The sequence below is a fragment of the Streptomyces sp. NPDC001889 genome, assembly GCF_053594535.1.
Genome location: NZ_JBSFER010000007.1, coordinates 78,287 through 90,760, shown reverse-complemented (window position 1 = coordinate 90,760; position 12,474 = coordinate 78,287). Strand labels below are relative to the sequence as shown.

The 12,474-nt window shown below is 73.7% G+C and carries 11 protein-coding genes; 2 read left to right on the top strand and 9 right to left on the bottom strand.

Translation table 11 applies throughout. From position 1 onward, the window contains the following. Positions 1–277: 277 nt before the first annotated feature. The 8 genes from ACWCRA_RS09430 to ACWCRA_RS09395 all read right to left on the bottom strand — a co-directional run bounded on the left by ACWCRA_RS09430 (position 278) and on the right by ACWCRA_RS09395 (position 7,575). Positions 278–1,366, bottom strand: a complete 1,089-nt coding sequence (locus tag ACWCRA_RS09430) for a HAMP domain-containing sensor histidine kinase (protein ID WP_351549241.1) — start codon at positions 1,364–1,366, stop codon at positions 278–280. Next, positions 1,363–2,100, bottom strand: coding sequence for a response regulator transcription factor (locus ACWCRA_RS09425; protein ID WP_351549244.1), 738 nt, complete (start codon positions 2,098–2,100; stop codon positions 1,363–1,365). The genes ACWCRA_RS09430 and ACWCRA_RS09425 overlap by 4 nt, the downstream gene beginning before the upstream one ends. A 100-nt stretch (positions 2,101–2,200) precedes the next feature. After that, entirely contained in the window at positions 2,201–2,881 is a 681-nt protein-coding gene (locus ACWCRA_RS09420) for a spermidine synthase family protein (protein WP_351549247.1), read from the bottom strand. 352 nt (positions 2,882–3,233) lie between these two features. Beyond that, a complete protein-coding gene (locus ACWCRA_RS09415; protein ID WP_351549250.1) occupies positions 3,234–3,836 on the bottom strand; it encodes a hypothetical protein in 603 nt (200 codons plus the stop codon). Further along, positions 3,833–5,212, bottom strand: coding sequence for a hypothetical protein (locus ACWCRA_RS09410; RefSeq protein ID WP_451067179.1), 1,380 nt, complete (start codon positions 5,210–5,212; stop codon positions 3,833–3,835). The genes ACWCRA_RS09415 and ACWCRA_RS09410 overlap by 4 nt, the downstream gene beginning before the upstream one ends. A gap of 61 nt (positions 5,213–5,273) precedes the next feature. Then, positions 5,274–6,047: an ABC transporter ATP-binding protein gene (locus ACWCRA_RS09405; RefSeq protein ID WP_451067178.1), complete on the bottom strand. Its 774-nt coding sequence runs from the start codon at positions 6,045–6,047 to the stop codon at positions 5,274–5,276. Then, a complete protein-coding gene (locus ACWCRA_RS09400) occupies positions 6,044–6,910 on the bottom strand; it encodes a zf-HC2 domain-containing protein (protein ID WP_351549418.1) in 867 nt (288 codons plus the stop codon). The genes ACWCRA_RS09405 and ACWCRA_RS09400 overlap by 4 nt, the downstream gene beginning before the upstream one ends. Positions 6,911–6,969: 59 nt before the next feature. Continuing rightward, the gene (locus ACWCRA_RS09395) at positions 6,970–7,575 is read right to left on the bottom strand and encodes an RNA polymerase sigma factor (protein ID WP_351549259.1); all 606 of its coding nucleotides are present in this window, start codon (positions 7,573–7,575) and stop codon (positions 6,970–6,972) included. Positions 7,576–7,721: 146 nt separating this feature from the next. Here ACWCRA_RS09395 and lon point away from each other — a divergent pair, with 146 nt between their 5' ends. Then, complete coding sequence (lon, locus tag ACWCRA_RS09390) at positions 7,722–10,133, top strand: endopeptidase La (protein WP_351549261.1); 2,412 nt, start codon at positions 7,722–7,724, stop codon at positions 10,131–10,133. Positions 10,134–10,520: 387 nt separating this feature from the next. Then, positions 10,521–11,348 carry a pentapeptide repeat-containing protein gene (locus tag ACWCRA_RS09385; RefSeq protein ID WP_351549264.1) on the top strand — a complete coding sequence of 276 codons (828 nt, stop codon included), beginning with the start codon at positions 10,521–10,523 and terminating at the stop codon, positions 11,346–11,348. 58 nt (positions 11,349–11,406) lie between these two features. On the opposite strand, the gene ACWCRA_RS09380 is transcribed toward ACWCRA_RS09385, so the two are convergent. Further along, positions 11,407–12,258, bottom strand: a complete 852-nt coding sequence (locus ACWCRA_RS09380) for a lysozyme (RefSeq protein ID WP_451067177.1) — start codon at positions 12,256–12,258, stop codon at positions 11,407–11,409. Positions 12,259–12,474: the final 216 nt, after the last annotated feature.

Here is a 12,474-nt window from a genome sequence, read left to right as displayed (position 1 = left end):
CGGCAACCGCCCTCTTCCGCTTCACAAGGTGATGGACAGCGGGAATCAAGGCTACGCCTCCCCGGCCGAGAGGTGCAGGCCGGGCGGGCCACAGTCGCGCAAGTCACACCGAAAGACGGGTTTCGGGGCTGGGTATGGCGGGAAATAAGCACGGTTTGCCCTCGCCGCTGGTAAGAGAGACCCGCGCGGCGATCTGCGGTCCGGCCCCGAGGCCCCTGCTGGGGGCCCGGCCTCGCCCGGTGGACACAGAAGGGTTGCTTCCGGTTCGAACCCTACGTCAACCCCGCTGTCCCGGAATCCCCGGCAGGGTGACCTGGATGCGACAGCCCCGCGCCGATTCGGCCACCCCTATCTGTCCGCCGTGGAGATCCACGGCCCAGCGGGCGATGGCCAGGCCGAGCCCCGTGCCGCCGTCGCTGCCCTTGCCGTGCGGCGAGCTGACGGCGCCCCGGTTGAACCGCTCGAAGACCTGGTGGCGCTCCGGCTCCGGAATGCCCGGACCCTCGTCCTCCACTTCCAGCCGCAGCGATTCCGGAAGCGGGCCGCGCCGGGCCCGCACGGTCACCCGGCCGTGCGGCGGGGAGTGCTTCACCGCGTTGTCGATGAGATTCGCCACCACCTGGTGCAGCCGCTCGGCGTCCGCGTGGGCGGTCAGCTCGGGCGGTGAGACGTCCAGGTGCAGATGGACATCCGTACGGGTGTGATGGCCCGACCCGGAGGCCAGCCCCCGCTGGGCCGCCGCCAGGTTCGCCTCCTTCAGCACCCCGGAGAGATACGGCCACACCTCGAAGCGGCGGGCCCGCAGCGGTACGACCCCGTTGTCCAGCCGGGAGAGGTCGAGCAGGGTCTCCACGAGCCGGCCCAGTCTCTCCGTCTGCCTCAGCGCGGTCCGCATGGTCTCCGGGTCGGCGGCGGACACCCCGTCCACCACGTTCTCCAGGACGGCCCGGAGCGCGGCGATCGGGGTGCGCAGCTCGTGCGAGACATTGGCGACCAGCTCCTTGCGGTGCCGGTCGACCGCCTCCAGGTCGTCCGCCATCAGATTGATGGTGGACGCCAGGTCCCCCAGCTCGTCCCGGCGGTCCGCGCCCCGCACCCGCCGGGTGAAGTCCCCGTGCGATATCCCCTTGGCCACCCGGTTCATCTCGTCCAGCGGCGCCGTCAGGCCGTGCGCCACGAACTGGGTGATCAACAGGGTGGCGATCACCGAGAAGACCGTGATGAAACGCAGCTCGGTGGAGGTGCGCAGGGCGACGAGCAGCAGGCCGGTGGTGATGAAGACCGAGACGACGACCAGGGTGCCGAGCTTGGTCTTGATCGAGATGGAGACCGACCTGCGGGGCTGCTGCTCCTGGCACCGCCTCATGGCGCCGGCGTCTCCAGCGCGTAGCCGACGCCGTGGACGGTACGGATGCGCTCGGCGCCGATCTTGCGGCGCAGGGCCTTGATGTGGCTGTCCACGGTCCGGGTGCCGGAGGCGTCCGCCCAGTCCCAGACCTCCGCGAGCAGCTGCTCCCGGGAGAGGACCGCGCGCGGGGTGTTGGCCAGGCAGACCAGCAGATCGAACTCGGTCGGGGTCAGATGCACGTCCTCGCCCCGGACCCTGACCCGGCGCTGGGCGTGGTCGATCTCCAGCTCGCCCAGGCGCAGGATGCCGCTGCGGGGGGTGACGGCGGCGAGCGCGGCCCGCTCCACCCGGCGCAGCAGCACATGCACCCGCGCGGCCAGCTCCCGCATCGAGAACGGCTTGGTCATGTAGTCGTCGGCGCCGACCCCGAGCCCGACCAGCATGTCGGTCTCGTCGTCCCGCGCGGTGAGCATCAGCACCGGGACCGGCCGCTGGGCCTGCACCCGGCGGCAGACCTCCAGCCCGTCGAAGCCGGGGAGCATCACATCGAGCACCATCAGATCGGGCTGCCATGCCTCGGCCGCGTCGACCGCGGCGGGCCCGTCGGCGGCGGTCTGCACCAGAAAGCCCTCGGCCCGCAGCCGTGCGGCGATGGCGTCGACGATGGTGGTGTCGTCCTCGACGACCAGCACCCGGCGCTGGGCGCCGGGCGTGGCCGCCGCGCCGTTCTGGGTGGAGTGTGTCTGTTCCATCGCCCGCCCCTGTAAGCGCTCTCACGAACCGTGTGCGCTTGGTAGATCTGTGGTCTGTGTGTTGTAGCTCAGCAGCGTAAAGGCAGTTGGACGGTCCGGGCTACGCAGGCCGGACGGCGAGGTGGACCACGTCCGGGGCGCCTCGGGCAACCCGGATCTCTTCGGTTCTTACCCCGGTGAAACCGGCATTCCGCAAGGTATCTTCGAAAGCGGGGGAGGGTTTCGCGGACCACACGGCGAGCACTCCGCCCGGTTCCAACTTCTCCGCGCACAGGGCGAGTCCGGCCGGGGAGTAGAGGTTCTCGTTGTCGTCGGTGACGGTCCAGTCGGGGCCGTTGTCGATATCCAGACAGAGGGCGTCATAGCGGGCGCCGGGGGAGCGGAGGTGGGTCAGCAGATCAGTGCGGAGGATCACGCTTCTCGGGTCGGCGAGGGCGGGGCCGGAGAACCGGCCCAGGGGGCCGGAGACATGCCAGTCGATGATGGCCTGTTCTCGCTCCACGACGGCGATATGTCGCCAATGGGGGTTATTGGCGGCGTGGGCGAGGGAGAAGCCGACCCCGAGACCGCCGATGAGGAGTGAGGGGCGGTGGGCCGGGGAGCGGGTGCGGAGGGCGTGGTGGGCGGCGTCGATGAGAAGGCGCTCGGAGCGGCCGTCGGAGGTGTCCATCAGGAAGCAGCCGTTGGCGATGATCTCGTGGTGGTCGCCGTGGCGGCGGAGGACGACTTCGCCGTGGGGGCCTTGGCGGCGGTCGAGGACGACGGGGGCGCTGTGGGGCATGGGACCTCCGGTCCGGGGGGCGGTGGGGCTCATGCTGGTGTCCCCACCCGCCCGGGGCAACCGATTTCAGCCACCTTCACCCGCAGCGGGGCACGAGTGCCCGCCTGCCGGGCCCCGTCCCCGAGAACCCGCGCGTCTCCAGCCCGTCCGGGGGTACCTCCCGGAGGCGGATCTGGGGGAGTTCGAGGACGGACCCCGGTCCACAGGTTCCCGCACGCTGCGGGCCCGGGTCGGGGGCCGGCCCCCGAACCCCCGCTCCTCAATCGCCGGAGGGGCTGGGGTGGTGCTCCTCAATCGCCGGAGGGGCTGGGGTGGTGCTGCTCAATCGCCGGAGGGGCTGGGGTGGTGCTGCTCAACCGCCGGAGGGGCGGGGGTGGAGGGTGGAGAGGGAGGCTCCTGTGGTGAAGAGGGCGGCGGCTGTCAGGGCGGCGGTGAGATCCCCCTCCGCACGGGCCGCCCAACCCCACACCGCCCCCACATCCCCCACCCCCAGAAACACCACCCCCAGATACCCCAGCGGCACCACCCAGCTCAGCCGAGCCCCCACCACCCTCACCCCCAGGGCCGCCAGCCCCGCCGCCCCCACCGTGTTCCGGGCCATCGCCTCCGCGCCGAGCACCACCGGGGTCCCCGGGTCCGGGCCGGGGCGGATGGTCTCCGGGGCCACCAGGGCCAGCGCGAGGGAGGCGAGGGCGGTGAGGGCGACCAGATGGGAGAGGCGGCGCGGCCACCACGGCGCGACCGCCGTCCGGTCCAGCTCACCGCCGGGGGTGTGGAAGCTCGTCCCGATCGCCGCCGCCGCGACCAGCGGCGCGAGCGCCACCAGCGGGAGGACGGGCTCCGGGCCCCCGGACCCCCACCAGGCCACGAAGGCGGCGGTCGCGGCGAGCACCCCCACCACCCCGGGCAGCCCGCGCGAACGGACGTACAGCATCGGCCCCGCCCACGCGCTCACAGCGCGGGCACCCGGCTCGGGTCGCACACCGCGACCGTCGCGAAGTACCGCGAGAGCCAGGCCCCGCGCTCCTCCCCGCCCATGCCCTCCAGCGCGCCCAGCGCCTCCTCGAACCTCTTCAGCTCCGCCCTGGCCCGGGCGATCTCCGCCTTGTCCCCACCGGCCTCCACCCACTCCAGCGCGGAGCCGTAGGCGGCGGGCCTCGGCACCAGCCACTCCACGACGGCCGAGTCGACCGCCCGCACCCGCTCGTCCTCGTACCGGTCGGCGCAGGGCTCCCCCATGCCGCTCGCGCTCATACCGGTCAGCTCCTGGGCGGCCTCCCGTGCGTAGATCTCCGGGTCGGTCAGCTTCCCCCGGACGACGACCCAGCCCAGCGGGCTGATCATGGGCAGCCTCGCCTCCCCGGGCCCCGGGTCCCGGCGCAGGTCGGAGAAGCGGACCGGCAGGTTCTCCACCCCCTCCAGCCGGGTGGTGATCCGGGACAGGGCGTCCCGCACCTCCGGCAGCATGCCGGGGTGGAGCGCGTTCACACAGATCGCCGGCCGGACCGATGTGTCGCACACCTGCCGCTGGGAGAGCGGGTCCGGGCGCCACATGCCGTCCCCGGTCCGGGCGATCAGCACCCCCGCGACGACGGCCGCCGCCAGCGGCACCAGCGCCGTGTACCGGCGGCGGGCCGCGTGGGCGAGGACCGCGGCCCCCGCCAGCCCGCCCGCCCACACCATCGCCGCCGGCGGCTGCCACCAGACCGAGACCGCCTCGTCCATGAGTCCCTCGGCGCCGTACGGGATCAGATGCCGGGCGCCGTGCGTCCCGAGGGTCAGCTGTCCGAAGGCGAAGGGCGTGAGGACGCCCAGCAGCGGAGCGGTGAGCCGCCGGCGCACCCGGGCGCCGATGGCGTACCCGATCAGGCCCATCGCCGCGATGAAGACGGCGTCCGCGAGCGGCGCGAGCGGGTCGGGCCGGCCCGCCGAGGTGTACGGCAGACAGGCCAGCAGCGCGGCGGCGGCGCCGAGGAGGAAGACCCCGGCCGGCCAGAGCGCCGTGGGCAGCGCCGCCATCAGCGTCCGCGCGAGCGGCCCCCGGGCGGAGGCCGCGAGCAGATCGCCGGTGCGCCGCCGCAGCTCCCGCTGCCCCTGCCAGCACCCCGCCGCCAGAGCCAGCGGGCCCACGAACACGCTGGCCACGGCCCGCAGCAGCTCCAGGGTGGCGGTCCAGCTGCCCTGCCACTCCTGCGACTTGGTCCACAGCGGGATCGCCACCGCGAGCAGCGCGGCGGCCCCGGCCCAGGGCGCGGACCCCCGCAGCAGCTCACTGCGGAGCGGATGCGCCCGCCGTGCCCGGCCGCCCCCGCCGCCGGAGACCCCGCTCATCGCGGAACCCCCGCCCCGACGGCGGCGCGGGACAGCCCCGGGTCCCAGGGGTCGGTGTGCCTCATCGCCCCGCCTCCGCGCCCGCGCCCCGGTGGGCGCGGAGCGCCGCCGTGTATCCCCGCTCGATCCCGCTGACCGCGTCCCCGGACGGCGCCCCGCCCAGCTCCGTCAGCTCCTCGGTGCTGCCCCGGTAGGCCACCCGCCCCGACTCGATCAGGGTCACCCGGCCGCACGCCGCCGCCACGTCCTCCACCAGATGGGTGGAGACGATCACGGTGGCCGAGGTCCCCACCTCCCGGAGCAGCGCCCGGAACTCCACCCGCTGCTCCGGGTCGAGCCCGGCCGTGGGCTCGTCCAGCAGCAGCAGCTCCGGTTCGTTCACGATCGCCTGGGCGATCCCCACCCGGCGGACCATGCCGCCCGACAGGGTCCGTACCTTCGCGTCGATACGGTCCGCGAGTCCGACCCGCTCCACCGCCGTCTCCACCGCGCCGGGCACCGTGTCCGGCGCCATCTCCTTCAGCCAGGCGATGTACGACACGAACTCCCGGACGGTGAAACCGGGGTAGAAGCCGAACTCCTGCGGCAGATACCCCAGCCGCCGCCGCACCTCCGCGCGCTCCCGGTGCGCCGACACATCGCGGCCCAGCAGCTCGACCCGGCCGGCCGCGGGTGCCGCGACCGTCGCCAGGACACGGATCAGCGAGGTCTTGCCGGCGCCGTTCGGGCCGAGGAGCCCGTGCACCCCCCGGTCGAATTCCAGCGCGACCGCGTCGAGCGCGACCGTTCTGCGGTGCCGGACGGTCAGCCCGTCCACTCTCACCGGCGTACTCACACTCGCTCCAGGTGGTCGAAGGATGAACGGCGTACGGCGAGCAGCGCCCCGCACACCACGGCCGCCGCCGCGAAGCCGCCCTGGGTGGCCGGGCCGGAGACATGGCGGGCCAGCTCGGCCCCCAGCTCTCCCGGCATGGCGCCCTGCGCGGTGGACAGGATCAGCGCGCTCCAGCCCCCGGCCAGCACGGAGGCCGCGACCCGGCAGCCGATCCAGGAGCCCAGGGCCAGCGCGGCCAGGGTCAGCGCGAGCCCCGGCAGCAGCCAGGCCCCCGGGCCCGGTGCCCCGGAGCCGCCCGGGGAGCGGGGCAGCAGCGCCCCGGCAGCGGTCAGCAGCGGGACGCTCACCACCAGCACCGCCGCCGTGCGGGTCAGCAGCAGCCGCAGCCCCCCGGAGGGGGTGGCGGCGGTGATCTCGTACAGGGGGTCGGCGTGTCTGCCGTACGACAGCGCCACCCCGGCGGGCGGGAGCGCGGGCGAGAGCGCCAGCAGCAGCGGTCCCGTGCCGTCGAAGCCTGCTCCGTACGCCAGGAGGAGCGCGCCCGCGATCACCAGCGCCAGCGCCAGCAGCCAGGAGCCGCGCAGCGCGGGCCCCGCCGCCCACATCACCCGCGCGGCCCGGCCCACCCCGGCGGGGCGCGGTGCCGGTACGGGCCGGGGGCGCGGGGCCGTCTCGGCCAGGACGGCCTCCCGGACCAGGCCGAGCACGGGACCGGCGGCGCCCGCGCGCACCGCGCCGGAGACCCGGGCGGCGCACGGCCCGCACTTCTCGACGTGCGTCTCCAGCGACCAGGCGTCGGGTTCGGTCACCGTGCCCCGCGCGTACTCCCCGGCGAGGCGCTCGCTCACATGCCAGCCGCCCATGCCGCCCGTGCCCTTCGTGCCGCTCGTTCCCTTCGTGCCGCCCGTGTCGTTCGTACCGCTCATGCCGTGCCTCCCAGCGGGCCGGTCTCCGGGGCGAGCAGGTCCAGTGCGGCGCGCAGTTCGCGCCGGGCCCGCAGGGCGCGGGTCTTGACGGTGCCCTCGGGTATCCCCAGCACCCGGGCGGCCTCGCGGGTGGTCAGCCCGTCGATGACGGTGGCGCGCAGGACCTCGCGCAGCTCCGGGGAGATCCGGTCGAGCGCGGCGCCCACATCCCCGTACTCCAGACCGGCGAGCACCCGGTCCTCCGCCGACGGCACGCTCGGTGACCACGCGGGTCCGGGGCGCGGGCGGCCGGCCCTCGCGTGTGCCCGCTGGGCGTCGACCAGCCGGCGGGCGGCGATCACCCAGAGCCAGCCGCCCGCCTCGCCGCCCCGGTGGGAGGCGGCGGAGCGCCAGACGGTGACGAAAGTGTCCTGGAGCACCTCGCGCACGGTCTCCGGGTCGGGGCAGCGGCGGGCGAGCCGGGCGTGCAGCCAGCCCGCGTGGCGGTCGTAGAGCGCGGCGAGCGCGTCGGCGTCACCCCGGGTGACGGCGCGGAGCAGCGCCGCGTCGTCCCGCGCGCCGTCGGCCTCGGTGTCTCCCCTCGCGGGGCGGGTCCATCTCACACCCCTCTATCGCGCGCGGAGGTGCGTCCGGTTCTCGGCCGGCCCGCTCCGGGGTGATCGCTCACAGCGAACACGGGGGCGGGAACATCCGGGCGGCCCCATGCATTGAGTCCACATAGCTCAACTTCACTGCCTAAGGGGAGATCATGGCTGCTGAGTCCCAGACCGTCACACCGCTCACCCTGCCCGTGCTGCCCCTCGACGACGAGGTCGTGCTGCCCGGAATGGTGGTGCCGCTCGACCTGACCGACACCGAGGTGCGGGCCGCGGTGGAGGCCGCGCAGGCGCTCCACCCCACCGGTGGCAGCAAGCCGCAGGTGCTGCTTGTTCCGCGAGTGGACGGGAACTACGCGGCGATCGGCGTGCTCGGCAGCGTCGAGCAGGTCGGACGGCTCTCCGACGGCGACCCCGGCGCGCTCATCAGGGGCGTCGGCCGGGTGCGCATCGGCGCGGGCACCACCGGACCCGGAGCGGCGCTCTGGGTCGAGGGCACCAGGATCGACGAATCCGTCCCCGCCCCGCTGCCCGGGCAGCTCACCGAGCTGGTCACCGAGTACAAGGCCCTGGCCACCGACTGGCTCAAGCGCCGCGGCGCCTGGCAGGTCGTGGACCGGGTGCAGCAGATCGACGATGTGTCCCAGCTCGCGGACAACGCGGGTTACTCGCCGTTCCTGAGCACCGCCCAGAAGATCGCGCTCCTGGAGACCGCCGACCCGGTCGCCCGGCTCAGGCTCGCCACCGAGCAGATCCGCGAGCACCTCGCGGAGCAGGATGTCGCCGAGTCCATCGCCAAGGACGTCCAGGAGGGCGTCGACAAGCAGCAGCGCGAGTTCCTGCTGCGGCGCCAGCTCGACGCGGTCCGCAAGGAGCTGCGCGAGCTGAACGGCGAGGCGGAGGGCGAGGAGTCCGACGACTACCGGGCCCGGGTCGAGGCCGCCGATCTGCCCCCGCGTGTGCGCGAGGCCGCGCTCAAGGAGGTCGAGAAGCTGGAGCGCTCCAGTGACCAGAGCCCCGAGGGCTCCTGGATTCGCACCTGGCTCGACACCGTTCTCGAACTGCCGTGGAACGAGCGCACCGAGGACGCGTACGACATCCAGGGCGCGAAGACCGTCCTCGACGCCGAGCACGCGGGCCTGGAGGATGTGAAGGAGCGGATCACCGAGTACCTCGCGGTGCGCAAGCGCCGCACCGACCGGGGGCTCGGCGTGGTCGGCGGGCGGCGCGGCGGCGCGGTGCTCGCGCTCGTGGGCCCGCCCGGGGTGGGCAAGACCAGCCTCGGCGAGAGCGTCGCGCACGCGATGGGGCGGAAGTTCGTCCGGGTCGCGCTCGGCGGTGTCCGGGACGAGGCGGAGATCCGCGGCCACCGGCGCACCTACGTCGGAGCGCTGCCGGGCCGGATCGTCCGGGCGGTCAAGGAGGCCGGGTCGATGAACCCGGTGGTGCTGCTGGACGAGATCGACAAGGTCGGCTCGGACTTCCGGGGCGACCCGGCGGCGGCCCTCCTCGAAGTGCTGGACCCGGCGCAGAACCACACCTTCCGCGACCACTACCTGGAGGTCGAGCTCGATCTGAGCGATGTGGTCTTCCTGGCGACGGCGAATGTGCTGGAGGCCATTCCGGAGGCGCTGCTCGACCGGATGGAGCTGGTGCGGCTGGACGGCTACACCGAGGACGAGAAGGTCGTCATCGCCCGGGACCACCTGCTCCCGCGCCAGCTGGAGCGGGCGGGGCTGGAGAGCGGGGAGGTCGTTCTGGAGGACGCGGCGCTGCGGCGGCTCGCGGGGGAGTACACCCGTGAGGCGGGCGTCCGCAATCTGGAGCGCTCCATCGCCAGGCTGCTGCGCAAGGTGGCGGCCCAGCACGAGCTGGGCGACCGGGAGCTGCCGTTCACGATCGGAGCGGAGGAGCTGCGCCCGCTGATCGGCCGGCCGCACCATGTGCCCGAGTCCGCGCAGGACCCGGCCGAGCGCCGGACCGCGGTGCCCGGGGTGGCCACGGGGCTGGCGGTCACCGGGGCGGGCGGCGATGTGCTCTTCGTGGAGGCGTCGCTGGCCGATCCGGAGACGGGCGCGTCGGGACTGACCCTCACGGGGCAGCTCGGCGATGTGATGAAGGAGTCGGCGCGGATCGCGCTGAGCTTCCTGCGGTCGCACGGTGCGGAAGCGGAGCTTCCGGTGGCGGATCTCAAGGACCGGGGTGTGCACATCCACTTCCCGGCGGGCGCGGTGCCGAAGGACGGGCCGAGCGCGGGGATCACGATGACGACGGCGCTGGCGTCGCTGCTGTCGGGGCGGCCGGTGCGGACGGATGTGGCGATGACGGGGGAGGTGTCGCTGACGGGGAGGGTGCTGCCGATCGGTGGGCTGAAGCAGAAGTTGCTGGCGGCGCACCGGGCGGGGATCACCACGGTGGTGATTCCGAAGCGGAACGAGGCGGATCTGGATGATGTTCCCGCGGAGATCCTCGATGGGCTGGAGGTTCACCCGGTGACCGATGTCCGCCAGGTCCTCTCCATCGCCCTGACCCCGGCGGCCCTCCCGATCCCGGCGGCGGCCTGACCCCGACGGCCCCGGGGGCCCGCGCCGTGCGGGTGTCCCGGGGTGCGGGGTCTGTTCTCAAGCGCCGGACGGGCTGACATGCGCGGCCCCGGGTGTCCCGGGTGCGGGTCGCCCTCGAACTCCCCCAGAGGTGCCTCCGGGAGGTGCCCCGGCTTGGTTTGCCCGGCTTCGGGTGGGGCGAGGTGTAAGCCTGGCCTCCTCGGTGTCCGAGTCGTCGCTCTCCCGCTGCGCCGGGTGTTTGCGCTGCGACTCAGCCTCGCCGGCGTGTGAGGCGCGGGGGTTCGGGGGCCGGCCCCCGACCGTGGCCCGCGGCGTGCGGGCACCCGTGACCCGGGGGGTGTCCTCGTGTGGCGGATGGGCGTGAGGGGCGGAGGGGAGAATGGGGGGATGGACACCAGTGCTCGGGGCAGCCGGGCGCAGGAGCTGCGGGCGGACTGCGCCAACTGCTCCGGGCTCTGCTGCGTCGCCCTCCCCTTCTCCGCCTCCGCCGACTTCGCCCTCGACAAGAAGGCCGGCACCCCCTGCCCCAACCTCACCGCCGACTCCCGCTGCGGCATCCACACCCGTCTGCGCCGGAGCGGCTTCCCCGGCTGCACGGTCTACGACTGCTTCGGCGCCGGCCAGAAGGTCACCCAGGTGACCTTCGCGGGCCGCGACTGGCGGGATTCCCCGGCCGCCACCGACGCGGTCCTCGCGGTCTTCCCCGTCGTCCGGCAGCTCCAGGAACTCCTCTGGTACCTGACCGAGGCGCTCACCCTCCCGCCCGCCCGCGCCCTCCACCCCGCCCTGCGGGAGCTGCTCGACGAGACCGGGGCGCTCACCCTGCTCGGCCCCGGCGAGCTGGCCGGGCTCGATGTGGGCGCGCACCGGGAGCGGGTCAATGTGCTGCTCCTGCGCGCCAGCGAGCTGGTGCGCGCCGGTGTCCCCGGGCGGCGGAGGAAGGACCGCAGGGGAGCCGACCTCATGGGGGCCCGCCTCAGGGGCGCCGATCTGCGCGGGGTGAGCCTGCGGGGCGCGTATCTCATCGCCGCCGACCTCTCGGGGGCCGATCTGCGCCGGGCCGACCTCATCGGCGCCGATCTGCGGGCCGCCGACCTCTCCGGCGCCGATCTGTCGGAGGCCTTCTTCCTCACCCAGCCGCAGGTCAACGCGGCCCGGGGCGACTCCTCGACCCGGCTCCCGGGGACGCTGGACCGCCCCGCGCACTGGTCCTGACCCGGGACAGGGACAGGGACCGGGCACGGGGCGGTGCCGGCCGGCGCCGGACGGCCGCTCAGCCGTTCGCGAGGGCCACGACCCGGTCGTAGGCCCCGTTGAACTTGTTGTGGTCGCCCACGATCGGCCCGGACGAGGTGTACTGCCACATCGTCTGGAACCCCCACCCGGCCGGAAGCGTCCCGGGGGTGGTGTTGTAGCGGGCGATCCACAGCGGACTGCTCGCCCCGAAGCCGGCGTAGTTGCCGGTGCACTGGGTCCACCAGCTGGTGGCGGTGTAGATCACGGCGTCCCGGCCGGTGCGTGCCTTGTACCGGTTGAGGAAGTCCCTGATCCAGCTCACCATCGCCGACTGCGACTTGCCGTAGCAGGCGTCCCCGTACGGGTTCCACTCGATGTCGAGGGCGCCCGGCAGGGTCCTGCCGTCCCGGCTCCAGCCGCCGCCGTTGCTGACGAAGTAGTCGGCCTGGGCGGCACCGGTCGCCGTGTCGGGGGTGGCGAAGTGGTACGCGCCCCGGACCATGCCGATGTCGTACGAGCCGTTGTACTGCTGGGTGAAGTACGGGTTCTTGTAGTAGGTGCCCTCCGTGGCCTTCACATAGGACCACTTCACGCCGCTGCTCCACAGCGCCGACCAGTTGACGTTGCCCTGGTGGCTGGAGACGTCGACGCCTTCCGTCTGGGCGGCGCGGTTCCCGCGCGGCAGACCTCCCTGGCCGTCGTGCTCGATGACACCCATGCCCAGATAGGCGGAGCCCCGTGGGGGAGTGTCGGTCGCGCCGGCGGAGCCGGGGAGGGTGAGGAGGAGGGAGAGGACCGCGAGAAGGGCGCCGGCCGCTGCCAGGAGCGAGCGGCGGGGTCTTCCCGACGAGCTGAGGGGGACGGTCGTTCCGGATCTGTGCACGGTCATAGCGTGCCTCCGCGGACCTTGGGTGGGGGGATGTGACGATCCGACGACATGCCCGCGATGGAGCAATATGGTGTGGACATGCCATATGCGAAGCTACGCGCGGAGAAAGCCCCGTGGAAGGGGTGCGGGGTGCCGCCGATGGTCTACGCCTGCGAAATACTGGACGAGCTGCGGCAATGGACGCCGGTGGCGGAAACTTTCAGGATTCGGAAAGCG

Bases quoted from the DNA above. Each gene is read 5' to 3' on its own strand.
- ACWCRA_RS09430 (WP_351549241.1), bottom strand. From the start codon at position 1,366: ATGAGGCGGTGCCAGGAGCAGCAGCCCCGCAGGTCGGTCTCCATCTCG.
- ACWCRA_RS09425 (WP_351549244.1), bottom strand. From the start codon at position 2,100: ATGGAACAGACACACTCCACCCAGAACGGCGCGGCGGCCACGCCCGGC.
- ACWCRA_RS09420 (WP_351549247.1), bottom strand. From the start codon at position 2,881: ATGCCCCACAGCGCCCCCGTCGTCCTCGACCGCCGCCAAGGCCCCCAC.
- ACWCRA_RS09410 (WP_451067179.1), bottom strand. From the start codon at position 5,212: ATGAGCGGGGTCTCCGGCGGCGGGGGCGGCCGGGCACGGCGGGCGCAT.
- ACWCRA_RS09400 (WP_351549418.1), bottom strand. From the start codon at position 6,910: ATGGGCGGCTGGCATGTGAGCGAGCGCCTCGCCGGGGAGTACGCGCGG.
- lon (WP_351549261.1), top strand. From the start codon at position 7,722: ATGGCTGCTGAGTCCCAGACCGTCACACCGCTCACCCTGCCCGTGCTG.
- ACWCRA_RS09385 (WP_351549264.1), top strand. From the start codon at position 10,521: ATGGACACCAGTGCTCGGGGCAGCCGGGCGCAGGAGCTGCGGGCGGAC.
- ACWCRA_RS09380 (WP_451067177.1), bottom strand. From the start codon at position 12,258: ATGACCGTGCACAGATCCGGAACGACCGTCCCCCTCAGCTCGTCGGGA.